This is a genomic window from Acinetobacter sp. ANC 4558, from assembly GCF_002135375.1.
GTDB lineage: Bacteria > Pseudomonadota > Gammaproteobacteria > Pseudomonadales > Moraxellaceae > Acinetobacter.
In genome coordinates this window covers 47,492-64,012 of the sequence record NZ_NEGH01000010.1, presented here as the reverse complement: position 1 = coordinate 64,012, position 16,521 = coordinate 47,492, and the positions used below count along the sequence as shown (strand labels likewise).

Genomic DNA, 16,521 nt, shown 5'->3' with positions numbered 1-16,521 from the left:
ATAATTAAATATTTAAAATATCGAAAAAACTAAAAAATATTAAATTTAATTAATAAAAGTTTATTTAAGCTACAAAACTCACTTATAATATTAAATTAATTAATTTAGACAATAAAACACTGCTCAAACAGATGCACATTTTTCCGATACAACCCTTCTAAGCTCTTCTGGAGTTTTTAATGTATCTCTCACATCGACAGGAATATTCCAAACACGTACGTTTGCTGGATTAATAGGACCAATAATAGAGGGCATTCCTGAATATCTATCTGGATAATTAAAATCAGCACTATGATCTATGCGTATCATGCTCGGATATTTATTTTTTTCATCTTTTGATATTTTTAGCGCTGGTAATGTTAAAAAGCGTATTTTATTTTGATCAGAAATAACCTGTGATACATTACTATAAAATATTTTACTTAATTGCTGAGGATTCTGATTACTTCCCTGAATACCATCATTATGGATCGCATATTGTACGGTTGTTGATTTTCCATAACTATTTTCGTCCAATCCAATGCCTGCTGCAATAACAAAATCTAATTTAAACTTCGTATTTTTGAGTTGTGCCATTCGATAGCGATCATGTGTAGAACTAGCTGCTACATGATCTAAACAAATATTTATTCCAAATGGTAAACCTGGGATTAATTCATTATTAAAGCTTGTATCTAAAAGTTGTCGACCATAGTCATCAAATGCTTCAACTTTATCTGAAGAAACATTATGAATTCTTATAACTAAACTTTTATCTGGATTTAATTTGCATATTTTTACACGATGGTTAATATCTGGATTTATTCGATTCGCTGCAAGCTTCGTATTTTCATCAAACTCACATCTTTTACCATTAATAAAATCAATTCCTGAAACGGTACGTTTTGGCCAAATCATATAAGCTGGTCTTTGATATACGTCATTTAAGGGCAAATTATGTACACAAACCAAATGATTAGATGCATTATAAATTGGCTTTTCTTTCGTGCTGGCTGTTCTGCCATCTTTATTAAAAACACTCACTGATGGTTTTAAGGCAGCAATGGTTCCTGGTAATAAAATTAATTTCCCATAATCACATTCTGGAAAATTAGCTATCAAGCTGCGGACTTTTTGAGTAACCAATTTTAAAAATAAATCTGAAGCAACTAAAACCTCATCAATATTTAAAAATTCTCCCCAAGGAACATTCCAGTAAAATTCTGGTGCAGTAAAAAAACTAACATCATAATCTTTAGGAGATCTTGCATTAAATGCAGTTAACATCCCTCTATATAGAAGTACAAATCGGTTATCAACTGATCTTTTCACATAGTCGATAATGCTTTCATATACAGCAAATGAACCATCTTTACCTCTAAATACCACCGATCCAGGTGTACCCCTACTCACTAGACGACGACCTCGCAATTGTTTAAATGAATTATATTCAAAGTTATAAATGCCTACATTCATTTTTATAGCATTAGGGTCAATAATAGGCTCAGATTTTTCATCGGGAATAATTGGTGCATTTTCTAATTTTTTTGGTGCATCTTCTGGTGAATATGGACCAAAAGGTATTATAAAATCAGACTTAATTGAATGTTTCTGAGCATTTTCTTCAGTACATGCCGTAAACATTGATATTGCAGGTAAAGCCATACCACCAATAAGGACTGAACGTCGTGTTAATAACGTATTTAAAATTTGATAAGTCTGTTTTTCTTGTTGATTACTCATTAATAATTTCTCTAGATTCATCTTCGAGTAATTTTTTAAACAATTTTCATGCCAATATTTAATTTACCTAACTAATAATTAAAGTTAAACTAACTAAAATTATTACATTAAGTTCATATATCCATATGAAATCAATTATATTTCTCATAATCATCTTTAACTGCATACTTAATAAGCTAATAACGTTACTCATTGGAAATGTCAAAAAACTAATTTCACCCAGATTTTTAAAATATTGATTCGTGTATATTGATATTTACTGTTCAAAATAATAGCGAGGAAGTAAAATTCAATTGCTAAACTAAATTTACTTCCGCTATACCTCGAACAATACTGAATCATCAATACGGATATAAGCTAGAATCTATCCCCATTAATCTCTGTGGTTAATTGCTAGTCTAAAGATCATAAGTTGCTCAAAATATTTAAACTATTATCTAGTCATGCTGACTTAGATTGAATATTTATTGATGCTAGGTCATATAAGAGCACATCAACATACAATAGGAATTAAAGACCAATCTATTTCTAAAAACATTCATGGAAATAGTACTAAATGGAATATTAACGGTTATTAATTTTTTATAGAAATCATGCAAAATAATTTTGTATTATACTCTCTATAAAATCCTTTCTCCGAAATATTTCATATTCATTTCTAACATATTAAAAATACCAAGATTTTTTCTAATTATTTTTATATAAAACTTTAGTTATTTAATCTCTGATTTCTTTTACCCCCTCACATTCTAGTAAATTAAATCAGTTAACGTCGGTCTAATTTTAATTGTATTTCTGGTTTCTTCTTCATTTTTAAACTCATTGAGCTAAAAATGATACCAATACAAATAAACATCGCACCCATTAAAATGTTAATTGTGATCGGCTCATGCCAAAAAATATAACCAAATAAAAGGCTGAGAATTGGAATACACATAATTGAAATTGAAGCTACAAACGTATCAACCTGACTGATAATCCAGCCCCAAAGTGCTAAGGTCGAACCAGTTCCAATAATTGCTGTATAGAATAAAATACTATTATGCAAAGGATTTGACCATACATGAACTTCAATAGGTTCCAAAATTAAGGCGCCTATTAGAATCACCGTGCCACCAAGTAACATTTGCCAAATGGTGAGTTTAATTTTGTCATATGTTGCAAAATTTTTCTTAATATAAACCGTACTCAGTGCCCAGAAAAAACCAGATGAAATTAAAAGTCCTTGTCCCAGCAATGACAAATTAAAGTGGATATGTTGAAGTTGAGGCAAAAGAATAGAAAATAATCCTAATGCGCCAAATATAAGACCAATTATTTTCTGTTTGTTCAGCCTCTCATTTAAAATAAAATGCGCCAGAACACCAACAAATATCGGCATAGTGAAGACCAACACAGCAGATAAACCTGAATCTACAAATTGCATCGCGAATGTTTGAGTTGCATAAAAACCTAAACATGTCAGAAAACTAAGAATAAAGAGTTTTCGCCAATCTCCGAATTCTGGAACGACTGATTTTTTAAGCAATAATTGTACAATAGTAAGTGTTAATGCCGCCAAAATCAGTCGCACAGAAATAAATAAATAAGGTGGAAAAATTTGTAAACTAAATTTAATGAGTCCCCATAAAGACCCCCAAATTAGACATAACACAGTAATGGCACTAATCACTTTAATATTCATTTGCTACATCTAACAACGTTGAGTCAATCTAGTGTAAAAAATAAATGACATCATGAATAATGCTATGTTTTAATGTGTCCATCACTATTTTTGATGCCTATGAAAGATTAATCAAAAAGCACTTTAAATATTAATGTAAATATAACCGAGAAATAGACATGAATATTGATATGAGTGATATCCGATCATTTGTAACTGTTGCTGAAATGAAAAGCATTACCGCAGCAGCCAACAAGCTCAATTACCTGCAATCGAATATGACTGCCAAAATAAAAAAAATAGAAAATCACTATAAACGTCAACTTTTTATTCGAAAACCTAAAGGCGTTGAGCTGACCGAATCAGGTCTTAATCTCTATCAGTAATACAAAAAAATGATGTTTACGTGGGAAGAAACAGAACATAAAATTTATCAACAAGAGCGTTATTTACGCTTTGGCACCAATGCAAGCTTAGGGGGAATGTTGTTTTATCCTTCATTTCGTCAACTTTATGAAACTTATCCTGATCTTTCAATTACCATGAAAACGGGTGCAACTAATTATATTGAAGATGAAGTTTTACAGGGAAATTTAGATATTGCCTATGTACTTGGTTATCCAAAACATAAGAATTTGCAATATATTCATAAAGCCGATGAGCATTTAGTCCTGATTGGAAAGAATGTTTTGAATCACGATAATATTGCAGATTGTATTGATCGCCAAAATATTTTGTTCGCATCAGAAGATTGTTGCTGTTTGACAACACTTCAAGCCATTTACAATGACTACCAAGTGACAAAAGGTGAGCTTACACACATTTATGATTATGAAGCCTTGATTCAATTTACTCAACTGGGAATGGGCGTTTCCATTGTGGCAAAATCTTTGGTTGAAAAACACAAAATTCAACACTATATGGAACTTCCTGAACAATATCGCAATATTGGGCTCTATTTAATTGCTCGGCAAGATCACGGATTTACTTCAATTGAAAAACAATTTATTGGTCTAAACGATAAGCTTTAACAACACAATTTTTACGATGCGTACAGATGTATTATTTAAAATTAACTTTTTGAATTTATGCATTGCTTATTACAAGATATTTATTCTTTTTCTGATTAAAAGAATAAATTCGAGCTAAAACAACAAAAAATTGTTTTGAGAGTGTTATAATACTGCGTTTATAAAATTCTCTCTGGCCACCCATGTAATGTGGTGCCTATTTTGAAAATAGTTAGGACTCGCAATGACTGATAATGCAACGATCTTGCAGAATGTACCAGTAGGCAAAAAAGTTGGTATCGCCTTTTCTGGTGGTCTAGATACTTCAGCAGCTTTATTATGGATGAAACAAAAAGGCGCAGAACCTTATGCATATACTGCAAATTTAGGACAGCCTGATGAAGATGACTATGATGCAATCCCTAAAAAAGCTGAAGAATATGGCGCTGTCAAAGCACGTTTGGTAGATTGTCGCTTACAGCTTGCATTAGAAGGCATTGCTGCAATTCAATGTGGCGCATTCCATATCAGTACTGGTGGTGTACCTTATTTTAATACTACCCCATTAGGCCGTGCAGTGACTGGTACCATGCTTGTTACTGCAATGAAAGAAGATGACGTCAATATTTGGGGTGACGGATCGACTTATAAAGGAAACGATATTGAACGTTTCTATCGTTACGGTTTATTAACCAACCCAGCACTTAAAATCTACAAACCGTGGTTAGACCAACAATTCATTGATGAATTAGGTGGCCGTGCAGAAATGTCACAGTTCTTAATTGACAATGGTTTTGATTACAAAATGTCAAAAGAGAAAGCATATTCAACTGACTCGAATATGCTGGGCGCGACACATGAAGCTAAAGATCTAGAATACTTAGATGCAGGTATTAAAATTGTTGACCCAATTATGGGTGTAGCTTTCTGGAAAGATGATGTAAAAATTGAAGCTGAAGAAGTTTCTATTACGTTTGAAGAAGGCTTCCCAGTTGCGTTAAATGGTCAACGAATTGAAGACCCAGTAGAGTTTATTCTAGAAGCAAACCGTGTTGGTGGTCGTCATGGTTTAGGCATGTCTGATCAAATTGAAAATCGTATTATTGAAGCAAAATCTCGTGGCATTTATGAAGCACCAGGAATGGCATTACTTCATATTGCATATGAACGCCTAGTGACTGGCATTCACAACGAAGATACGATTGAACAATACCGTATTAATGGTTTACGTTTAGGTCGTTTGCTGTATCAAGGTCGCTGGTTTGATTCTCAAGCACTCATGCTACGTGAAACTGCTCAGCGTTGGGTGGCTAAAGCCATTACAGGTACTGTAACTTTAGAGTTACGTCGTGGTAATGATTATACTATTATGAACACTGAATCTCCAAACCTCACTTATGAAGCTGAGCGTTTAACAATGGAAAAAGGTGATTCTATGTTTAGTCCAGCAGATCGTATTGGTCAGTTAACGATGCGTAATCTTGATATCATTGATACACGTGCAAAATTAGGTATTTATACCAATTCAGGCTTACTTGCTGTAGGTACGGGTTCAGCCATTCCTCAGTTAAAAGATAAAGAAAAGTAAGTTGATCTGGTTATAAAAAAACCACCTCTTGGTGGTTTTTTTAATCATTTTCTAATTTTTTTATCAATCATACAGAAAAACTCGATGTCTTATTCAAAGATATTCTAGCACCCCAGAATAAAATAATTTGTATCAAACAAAGCATTCCCTATTACGTGAACTATCGTATCTTGTAATATTATATCAATACTTTCATCATAAAATTAATTTCAATCCTTAAAACTAGATTTTTATTTTTTCCGACCCATTTTTTATAATTTGTGATTATCTTTTTCCTTATATTTAGATTATCATTCATATTATTTGCATTGTATGAATTGCTTTGAATACGATTACTATAGTCCAACCAGATGATTGGCATGCACATTTACGTGATGGTATTGCACTCCAAAGAACTGTGCCAGATTTAGCTCGACAATTTGCCAGAGCGATCTGTATGCCTAATTTAGTTCCTCCTGTAAAAACCGTTGCTGAGGCTGAGGCATATCGTGAAAGAATCTTGGCTCACGTACCCATTGATACGCAATTTGACCCTCGAATGGTGTTATATTTTACAGACCATACCTCTCCAGACGAAGTAAAGAAGGTTAAAGATTCTGAATTCGTTAATGCAATTAAACTATATCCAGCAGGTGCAACAACGAATTCCGATAATGGTGTTAGCGATATTCGTAAAGTTTATGCCGTGATTGAACAGTTAGAAACGCATCAAGTACCATTATTATTACATGGTGAAGTAACTCATAATCATGTTGATATTTTTGATCGTGAAAAACGCTTTTTAGATGAAGTATTAACCCCTCTTCTAAGACAATTTCCAAAGTTAAAAATTGTACTAGAACACATTACCACCAGTGATGCTGCACAATTTGTTTTAGAACAAGATCGTAACGTGGCTGCAACAATCACGCCACAGCATTTATTATTTAATCGTAATGATATGTTGGTCGGTGGGGTTAAACCTCATTTTTATTGTTTGCCGATTTTAAAGCGCCAGACACATCAACAAACTCTACTTGAAGTTGCAACCAGTGGAAATCCACAGTTTTTCCTTGGTACCGATAGTGCGCCACATTCAAAAAATGCAAAAGAAAATGCATGTGGTTGTGCAGGATGCTATAGTGCGCCTACTGCAATTGAGTTATATGCACAAGCATTTGATCAAGTCAGTAAAATTGATCGTCTAGAAGGGTTTGCAAGCTTTTTCGGTGCAGATTTTTACGGTCTACCTCGTAACACTAAAACAATTACCTTAGTGAAAGAAGATCAAGTTATTCCAGAAAGTTTAGACTATTTGGATGGTGAAAAAATTATTCCGCTTTACGCAGGAAAAACCATTCAATGGAGAAAAATGTGACAGACGAAACCCTACCAATCATTGGTCAGCGTTTTCGAGGATTTTTACCTGTTGTTGTCGATGTCGAAACAGCAGGTTTTAATTCACAAACCGATGCTTTATTAGAAATTGCTGCAATACCGATTATATATGATGCAGAAGGAAAATTTGTTCCAGGTGAAGCCTATCATGCACATATTAATCCATTTGAAGGAGCGCATCTAGATCGTCGCTCTCTAGATTTTATTGGCATTGACCCCTTCAATCCAATGCGTGTTGCAATGGCTGAAGATGAAAAATCTGCGCTCAAGCGTATATTCAAAGCAGTGAATAATGTTCGTCGTGACCAAAACTGCACACATGCCGTTTTGGTCGGTCATAACGCACATTTTGATTTAGGTTTCTTGCAAGCTGCTATTACACGCACAGGAACAAAAAATCAAAACCCGTTCCACAGCTTTTCTGTTTTTGATACAGTAACTCTTAGTGCCGTTATGTTTGGTCAAACAGTGCTTGCAAAATCCTGTATTCAAGCTGGAATTGAGTTCGATGGAAAAGAAGCACATTCTGCATTATACGATACGCAGAAGACTGCTGAACTGTTTTGTTATATTTTAAACAAATTAGCACCAAATTTAGTTGACACATTGATAGCGAATCAATAAGATACCGCTATCTTCTAAACGTCCCTATCGTCTAGAGGCCTAGGACATCGCCCTTTCACGGCGGTAACCGGGGTTCGAATCCCCGTAGGGACGCCATGTAAAATAATAAACTATCTTTCTATTAATTAATCACTAATCGATTGCACAAATGAATATTTTCACTAAAATAGTGTGCTTCAATTCTTAATTTTTTCACATTATATGCATCAATCTCCGAGTGAAGGCACTTCGCACCAAAGCAACCCAGCGCCCCTAAAACGTGCAATGAGTACGCGACACCTTGTCATGATTTCCCTTGGTGGCGCAATCGGAACTGGTTTATTTTTAGGTTCTGGTGAAGTTATTGCTCAAACAGGCCCAATTGGTGCCATCATCGCCTATTTCCTCGGTGGACTTATCGCCTATATGGTCATGCTCTGTTTAGGTGAGCTTGCCGTTCATATGCCAGAATCTGGTTCATTTGGTGCATATGCGAGCAGATATATTGGCCCTGGTACTGGTTATACAATGACTTGGTTATATTGGCTAACTTGGTCAGCAACCTTAGGAACAGAATTCACTGCCGCCGCATTACTCATGCAAGAATGGTTTCCCCACATTTCCGTTTGGATCTGGACCATCATTTTTGCTGCATTTGTTTTTGGCATGAATATGAGCTCAACGCGTTGGTTTGCAGAGTCCGAGTTTTGGCTTGCTTTAGTTAAAGTCATTACAGTGGTCGCTTTTATTATTTTAGGCTTAATGGCAATTGTTGGCGTACTCTCATATGAAAGTTATGAGTCCGCACCATTATTTAGTAATCTCACAGCATCAGGTTGGTTCCCTGAAGGCTTATTTCCAATATTTGCGACCATGCTCATTGTAAATTTTGCCTTTTCTGGAACAGAATTAATTGGTGTAGCCGCAGGAGAAACGCAAGATCCTGCTAAAAATGTACCCAAAGCAATTAATACCGCAATATGGCGTTTATTAATTTTCTTTGTCGGCACAATTGTTGTCATTAGTGCATTATTACCTCACCAAGCAGCAGGCTTAAATGCTGAAGGTGTGAGCAGTAGCCCTTTCGTTACTGTGTTCAATCAAATTGGCATCCCATATGCTGAAGACATTATCCGTTTTGTGATTATCACAGCATTACTCTCTGCGGCCAATTCAGGATTATTTGCAGCCTCTCGTATGATGTGGTCTTTATCATATAAAAAGCAGTTACCTCAAATTTTCTCTAGAGTAAATACACGAGGAATTCCTTATATTGCAGTCATCATCACAATGTTTGGTGCTTTACCAGGCCTGCTTTCAGAACAATTCTCTCCTGAAACTATCTTTAAAAACTTACTTGGTGTTGCCGCATTTACCATGGTTGTTGTCTGGATGAGTATTTGTTTGAGTCAGTTTAACTTTAGACGCCAGTGGTATAAAGAAGGACATACAAAAGATGAGCTTGGTTTTGCCGCACCACTCTTTCCACTCGTACCTATTCTTGGTTTTGTTTTTTGTTTGATTACATGTATTAGCATGGTATTTGATGCAGAAATGTTGCCAGGCTTTATAGGATGTATCATCTTTATTATTGCCTGTTATATCAGCTATTATAGCTTATACCACAAAAAATAATCCTGTAACGTCATTAAAAAAGGATGCAAAGGCATCCTTTTTTATTATACAAATTTCTTATGAAGGATTAACAATATACTTTGGAATTCCACCTTCCAGAACAGCAACTAAATTTGCATAAGCCAACTCTGCCATTTTTAAACGTGTTTCTGCTGTTGCAGAGCCAACATGTGGTAATGTCACCACATTTTTTAGCTGAAATAACTCAGATTCTTGTAGTGGCTCTTTCTCATATACATCCAGACCAGCAGCGAAAATTTGATTGGTTTTTAATGCATGTATTAGTGCTTTTTCATCTATCACTGAACCGCGTGCAATATTAACCACCACAGCATGTTTCTGCATCTGTGCAAATTGCTCAGCCCCAATCAGTGCCTTAGATTCTTGATTTAAATCTACAGCAATAACAATAAAATCAGAATATTGCAACAACTCCGTTAGACTACAATATTGAGCATTTAAACTCTGTGCGATTTCGGGCTTTTCATGACGATTATGATATAAAATGTCCATATTAAAGCCATAAAAGCCACGTCGAGCAATTGCAGCGCCAATGTTTCCTAATCCAATAATACCGAGCTTTTTAGCAAAAATATCTTGACCAAATTGCAAAGAAGATACTGTTCTTGCCCATTGACCTGATTTAGTCCATGAATCCAAAGATGCTACGTTTCTTGCGGCACTCATTAATAAGGTAAAAGCTAAATCGGCTGTAGTTTCCGTTAATACATGAGGTGTGTTACACAACCATATTTTTTTTTCATTCAAGTAATTTATATCATAATTATCATAACCAACACTAATGCTTGAAATCACTTTTAACTTGGTCGCACTCGATAAATTATCTTGATTTAATAATCGACCCGCCCCAATCATTCCATCAGCATCTTTGACTTCTTGCAAAATTTGTTGATTTACATCTCCTAATTTAGGATTAATTTCTACCACATGATATTGGGCTTGTAATTTATCCAAGATTCTTCGATCAAGCTGACTAAATACTACAACTTTCTTTTTCATTCCCCACCTATACGCTCATTTGTGAACTTTGTATAACATTCCATAATTGACGCTTTAATATAGGTGTTTCTAACATCTCTTGTAAACTTGCTAAATGCATGATTGTTGAATTTTTCAAATGCAGAATCTCCCCCAAGCAAATAACCTTTTTTTCACTTGAAATAGAATCTATAAATCCCTGAACATAATATGCTGCACCTTGACCATCATTCATATTTTCCATTGCGAATGGCCAATTTAATTCAAAAAACTCGGCTTGTACTGCACGTTGAATATTCGCCCACAAGTGTTGTTGTGGCTCATTGATATCTGTGCTATTTAAAATAACAACAATATTTGATAAAACAATTGCTTGTAATGAGAAGTTAGCAATTTCTAATCTTGGTTGTTCTTCTTGTATCACTTCAGATAAGCTTTCTTTTACAACCAAATCTTTTTGCTTTTGCTTATTTTCAACAATGACTTTTTGAGATGTCAATGACTGTTTAACTTGTGGAACGGGTATAGACTCTAACTGTGTAGCTATCTCAAATATTTCTTGATCACGCCATAACATTGTTTGATCTATTTTTTGGCAAGCAACATTACGCGGAATCCAAACATCGATTCCTAATTGCGTTAATACTTCTCTTTGATGACCAATCATGTTACTCATTTACACAACACATATTCTATTTCTATTTTACCCCGAATCCTCAAGAAGAGGAAAAAATTATAAAGATGATCAATCAAATAATCATGAGACTATTTTTCTTTTGCATCATCTCAATCATTTCTTGGGTTTCAAAACCAAAACGCCAATAGAGTAATTCCAAAACATCAAGTTCATCTTGCGTAATAATACGATCACCCCATAAACAAAGCTCAGCATCTGCAAGAATACTCAAGCGATCTCTTAATAATAATCCAGCCATATCTTGCAATATTTCCGCCAAATCAATCGGTTCATCGGAGATTTCCCCATATAATTTTAGCTCATCGATCGTTAAGATTCTTTTTAGGATATCAATTCGTGCATGTAACTGATTTCCAGTATTTATTTGTTGTACATGTAAAATTGCATCAATTAAACGTACAATTTGTGGCTTCACCTCTTCAAATGACTTTGGCATTCGCTCTGGCAAAAGATTAAGTTTATCTTTCACTGTTTCGAGCAATAGCGCATCAAGCAAACCAATTTCACCATCTTCTTGAATAATTTTTGCTAATTTGGTTAAAAATTGTCGTGCAATCGTCTCTGGTAATGTTCCTAAATGGCGACATGCATCGTGAAAGATTGCAATATGATAACGCCCATCCAAACGGAGTAACTCATCCACAATTGCCCGACTAACACTCGCTTCAGAAGGAATAAATTCACGATATTGTCGAATCATCAGAATTGAAACCATCAACTCTCTTGCACCCGCAGAAGTTTGCAGTGCACGTTGAATAAGTTCAGGACGCTGCATATTTTTACGCACGTCTGGATTCAATGGTTTTATTGCATCTTTGATCGCAAAACTAATCGGAGATAATCTTAATAAAGGTAATGGTTGCGGTGATGACCATGTGGGTACACGATATTCTTCTGTCAGCTCCTCTAGCAATCTAAACATGCTAAATAACGATAATCTACGTTTATTCTTTAAACTTTCCAAGTGTATATTCTGGATAATTGTCGGATCCAACTCAAATATTCGCTCTTGAATGCTGGGGTGAATATTCAACCAACTTTGCGGGCTCAAAGAATTGGCATAACACATATGTGAAATAGATTCAGAATATTCACTATAAATTTGCGATCCAATATGATGTACTGATATTCTTAATAATGTTTGAATATTGGCATTATTCTGATTCATCTGTTTTGTTTTTAAATCATTCTTTAAAGTTCGCTTACTTAGAATTACGTATTTAAAAAACCGCGTTATCAAAATACCCAAACTTCCCATCAACCAAATGGTACCACCTATAGCGACAAAAAGGGTCGCCAATTTACGCTGCGAATTTACGCCATTACGATTAAAACCTTTTTTTGCAATTTTACTTCCAATTTGACTAAATGTTGTCAAACAACTATATAAAATTTTAAGGCAAGTATTACCAACCGTATCACCCGATAAAATTCGATTAAACTCATGACTGAGTAGTCCATATAACTCATGTTCATCTAAATTCTGCAAAGCACCCCAAGTTAAAATAATCACAATATCATCTGGGTTAAAGCCTGCGGTCAGCGCATTCACCCCAACTTCATCTGGTAAAATATATAAAGCGGGTGTTTCTATATTAAACTTAGTTGCCAATTCCCTAATTATTTTAAGTGCAGAATATTCTTCAGGTGTACTTTCAATTTTTTCGACTTTTCTTGCACGTAGTTGAGAGGCAAACGAATGCCCTCCATTACGAAAAATGTAGTAATCATTCAACATAAAAGTTGTCATGAGTAATAATAAAAATATAATGAAATAAAGACTAAAATCATTCCATAAAATAGGCTGCAACGTATCAAAAAAATAAACGACAATACCAAGCAATATATTTAAAATAAATATGGTTAATATAAGCACAATTAACCAAACACAAATTGCCCAGAAAATTTTTTTCTTTTTAAACAAATAGTAACTTACATTCTCCAATGTAAATTTCCTAATAACCCAATCCACACACATCATAAATTAAAAAAGCAGGAATTACCTGCTTTTTTAATTTAAATCACAGAAGAATTTATTCTTCTTTAATTCCTGTTAAATCAACCGATGCTGCATCGATATTGACATCGACATAACCATCTTTATCTTTCTTCGCCGAATCATTGCGCTTTTGTTGAAGGTTCGCAAGATATTGCTCGTCAATTCCACCAGCAACATAAATACCATCAAAGACAGAACAATCAAACTCTTTGACATCTGGAACTTTAGTGGTACGAACAGCTGCTTTTAGATCATCCAAATCTTGGAATATTAAACGATCTGCACCAATAATTTCTCGAATTTCCTCCACACTACGATCCGATGCAATAAGCTCCGATTTTGCTGGCATATCAATACCATACACATTCGGATATTTCACCATTGGTGCAGCTGAAGCAAAAAATACTTTTTTAGCGCCAGCATCTCGTGCCATTTGAATAATTTCATTACAAGTTGTTCCACGAACAATAGAATCATCAACCAGTAATACATTTTTATTTTGAAATTCAAGCTCAACAGGGTTTAATTTTTGACGAACTGACTTTTCGCGTTGTTGTTGACCTGGCATAATAAAGGTACGTCCAATATAACGGTTTTTCATAAAACCTTCTCGGAACTTAACACCAAGCATATTTGCCAACTCTAAAGCAGATGTCCGAGATGTATCAGGAATTGGAATAACCACATCAATATCATGGTCATCACCCCATTCTCTCAATATCTTTTGCGCTAATTTCTCACCCATTTTTAAGCGCGCTTTATAAACCGAAATTCCATCAATAATTGCATCTGGTCGAGCAAAATATACATATTCAAAAATACATGGACGGTATTCAGGATTTGCTGCACATTGTTTAGAATGTAATTGTCCATCCGAATCAATAAAAATCGCTTCTCCCGGCAATAAATCACGTTCTACTTTGAAACCAAGTGCTGTTATAGCAACAGATTCAGAGGCAATAATATATTCAACGCCCGCTTCTGTTTCACGAGAACCATAAATTAAAGGACGAATACCATTTGGGTCACGAAAGCCAACAATTCCTTGTCCTGTAATCATCGCAACGACGCCATAAGCCCCCTCACAGCGCTCATGGACACGTGTAACTGCGCTAAAAATATCATCAGCACTGGGTACTAATTTTCCACGCTTTTGTAACTCATGTGCAAAAACATTGAGCAAAACTTCTGAATCTGAATCGGTATTCATATGACGTAAATCTGTTTTAAACAAATCATCATGAATTTCATCAGTATTCGTTAAGTTACCATTATGCGCTAGGGTAATACCATAAGGTGAGTTTACATAAAATGGTTGAGCCTCTGCACTACTTGCAGAACCTGCCGTAGGATAACGAACATGCCCGATACCATAATTCCCTTTTAAAGCACGCATATGGCGAGTGTGAAACACATCTCGCACCATGCCATTGTCTTTACGAAGAAATAGTCGCCCTTCATGACAGGTCACAATTCCTGCAGCATCTTGTCCACGATGTTGTAACATCGTCAAAGCATCAAACAACATTTGGTTAACAGGCGATTTACCAGCTATACCAACAACTCCACACATAACAACCTCGCAGACAAGCTAGGATTAATAAAAAGGATTTTTCGTTGATTTACCTTCTGAGCTTGAATGATCTTTGCTCATGTCAGAAGATATATCTGAAGTTTTCTGTGAATCTTCAGATTTCATATGTTGTAAGGCTTCATTTGCAACATCTTTAGATATTTGGGTTGCCCATGGTGCATAGGGAATTAACATAGTCACAAACTTAGATTGCTTCCAATGAGGTGAGCTTTCAACCCATGGCCCTATCCCCTGAATTGTAATCAAAACAACCAATAAACCTTTTAAACCGCCCAACACCCCACCAGCAAGACGATTTAATGGACCTAATTTCAATGTTTTTAAAATTCGGTTCAATACAAAAGTAACAATCCAAGTGAATACAAGAATAGTCAGAATAATAAATGCAAATGCAGCAATTTTTTGTACCACAGGATCTGAACTGAGCACGGTCATAGAAGGCGCTAGAATAGATGCATATTTTGCAGCAATAATGAGTGCCACAATCCATCCAATCAAGTTCGCAAAGGCTTTAATAAATCCTTGTCGCAAACCGTTTAGCCCTCCAATGAGCAGAATAATCAGAATAAAGATATCAATGGTATTCATATCTACAGAGCATTAATACATTCTGGAACCAGTTTTGGTCCTGTGTAAATAAGTCCACTATACACCTGAACTAAGGTCGCACCAACTTCCCGTTTTGCCACCGCATCCTGACCTGATAAAATCCCACCGACACCAATTAAAGGAATCTGATCTTTTAAGATTTTTGAAAATTCAGCCAAACATTTTGTGCTTTTTTCAAAAACAGGGGCACCTGATAATCCACCGGCTTCATTCGCATCTGGTAAACCTTCAACACCATCACGCGATAAAGTGGTATTGGTTACAATCAAGCCATCAATTTTAAATTGAATCAATTGATTTGCAATAAAGTGAATGTCTTCTTGTTCTAAATCTGGTGCAACTTTAAGTACAAGTGGAACATAATGTAAAAACTCATCAGCCAACTGTAACTGACGTTCTTTTAATGTTTTGAGCAAATCTGTGAGTGCATCACCACTTTGCAAGCTACGTAAATTTTTGGTATTTGGCGAAGAGATATTAACCGTTACATATGATGCATGGTTATAAACTTTTTCTAAGCAAATGAGATAATCATCAACCGCATTTTCTACTGGTGTATCGGCATTTTTACCAATATTAATTCCTAAGATTCCTTTAAAACGTGCGGACTTTACATTTTCAATGAGCTTATCTACACCCTCATTATTAAATCCCATACGATTAATAATCGCTTTTGCTTTTGGAAGCCTAAATAAGCGTGGATGTGGATTACCTGTTTGTGGACGTGGCGTAATTGTACCAATTTCAATAAAACCAAAGCCTAAATCTGCTAATGCATCAATATATGCACCATTTTTATCTAATCCAGCAGCTAAACCAACAGGGTTTGGAAACTCTATGCCCATACAGGTAATTGGTTTTTTTGCAACAGCTTGACGCATCAAGCCCATTTTATGAGTTGATTTCAATAAAGATAATGTTAGCTCGTGTGCACGCTCCGGTGCTAAAGAAAATAACAATGGGCGGGCAAGAGAATACAACATATCGGTAAAAGTCTACTGCTTTTTAAGTCAATGCATTATAGG

12 protein-coding genes, 1 tRNA gene and 2 pseudogenes are annotated in these 16,521 nt (G+C 35.1%); 7 read left to right on the top strand and 8 right to left on the bottom strand.

What is annotated here, in order from left to right; translation table 11 throughout:
- Positions 1-123: 123 nt before the first annotated feature.
- A complete protein-coding gene (locus B9T31_RS12620; protein WP_086182386.1) occupies positions 124-1,722 on the bottom strand; it encodes a hypothetical protein in 1,599 nt (532 codons plus the stop codon).
- A 397-nt stretch (positions 1,723-2,119) separates the two neighbouring features.
- Between B9T31_RS12620 and B9T31_RS18060 the strand changes: the two are divergent.
- Positions 2,120-2,279: pseudogene (locus B9T31_RS18060) on the top strand (IS5/IS1182 family transposase); the annotation flags it as partial.
- Between the two features lie 209 nt (positions 2,280-2,488).
- Here B9T31_RS18060 and B9T31_RS12615 read toward each other — a convergent pair.
- Positions 2,489-3,406: a DMT family transporter gene (locus B9T31_RS12615; protein WP_086182304.1), complete on the bottom strand. Its 918-nt coding sequence runs from the start codon at positions 3,404-3,406 to the stop codon at positions 2,489-2,491.
- Between the two features lie 158 nt (positions 3,407-3,564).
- On the opposite strand from B9T31_RS12615, the pseudogene B9T31_RS12610 reads away from it, so the two are divergent.
- The 6 genes and pseudogenes from B9T31_RS12610 (at position 3,565) to B9T31_RS12585 (ending at position 9,598) form a co-directional block, all read left to right on the top strand.
- A pseudogene (locus tag B9T31_RS12610) lies at positions 3,565-4,416 on the top strand (LysR family transcriptional regulator).
- Positions 4,417-4,639: 223 nt separating this feature from the next.
- Positions 4,640-5,983, top strand: coding sequence for an argininosuccinate synthase (argG, locus tag B9T31_RS12605; protein WP_086182303.1), 1,344 nt, complete (start codon positions 4,640-4,642; stop codon positions 5,981-5,983).
- A 322-nt stretch (positions 5,984-6,305) separates the two neighbouring features.
- Positions 6,306-7,340: a dihydroorotase gene (pyrC, locus tag B9T31_RS12600; protein WP_086182302.1), complete on the top strand. Its 1,035-nt coding sequence runs from the start codon at positions 6,306-6,308 to the stop codon at positions 7,338-7,340.
- Positions 7,325-7,984: a ribonuclease T gene (rnt, locus tag B9T31_RS12595; protein WP_171264755.1), complete on the top strand. Its 660-nt coding sequence runs from the start codon at positions 7,325-7,327 to the stop codon at positions 7,982-7,984. Before pyrC ends, rnt begins: the two co-directional genes overlap by 16 nt.
- Before the next feature lie 20 nt (positions 7,985-8,004).
- Positions 8,005-8,080, top strand: a tRNA-Glu gene (locus tag B9T31_RS12590).
- 105 nt (positions 8,081-8,185) lie between these two features.
- Complete coding sequence (locus B9T31_RS12585) at positions 8,186-9,598, top strand: amino acid permease (RefSeq protein ID WP_086182384.1); 1,413 nt, start codon at positions 8,186-8,188, stop codon at positions 9,596-9,598.
- 57 nt (positions 9,599-9,655) lie between these two features.
- Here B9T31_RS12585 and B9T31_RS12580 read toward each other — a convergent pair whose 3' ends face one another.
- The 6 genes from B9T31_RS12580 to B9T31_RS12555 all read right to left on the bottom strand — a co-directional run bounded on the left by B9T31_RS12580 (position 9,656) and on the right by B9T31_RS12555 (position 16,479).
- Entirely contained in the window at positions 9,656-10,618 is a 963-nt protein-coding gene (locus tag B9T31_RS12580; RefSeq protein WP_086182301.1) for a 2-hydroxyacid dehydrogenase, read from the bottom strand.
- Between the two features lie 7 nt (positions 10,619-10,625).
- A complete protein-coding gene (locus tag B9T31_RS12575) occupies positions 10,626-11,273 on the bottom strand; it encodes a hypothetical protein (protein WP_139840923.1) in 648 nt (215 codons plus the stop codon).
- Positions 11,274-11,346: 73 nt separating this feature from the next.
- A complete protein-coding gene (locus tag B9T31_RS12570; protein WP_086182299.1) occupies positions 11,347-13,239 on the bottom strand; it encodes a M48 family metalloprotease in 1,893 nt (630 codons plus the stop codon).
- Positions 13,240-13,327: 88 nt separating this feature from the next.
- On the bottom strand, positions 13,328-14,866 hold the full coding sequence (purF, locus tag B9T31_RS12565) for an amidophosphoribosyltransferase (protein ID WP_086182298.1): 1,539 nt from the start codon (positions 14,864-14,866) through the stop codon (positions 13,328-13,330).
- A gap of 24 nt (positions 14,867-14,890) precedes the next feature.
- Positions 14,891-15,475, bottom strand: coding sequence for a CvpA family protein (locus tag B9T31_RS12560; protein ID WP_086182297.1), 585 nt, complete (start codon positions 15,473-15,475; stop codon positions 14,891-14,893).
- Between the two features lie 2 nt (positions 15,476-15,477).
- On the bottom strand, positions 15,478-16,479 hold the full coding sequence (locus B9T31_RS12555) for a quinone-dependent dihydroorotate dehydrogenase (RefSeq protein WP_086182296.1): 1,002 nt from the start codon (positions 16,477-16,479) through the stop codon (positions 15,478-15,480).
- Positions 16,480-16,521: the final 42 nt, after the last annotated feature.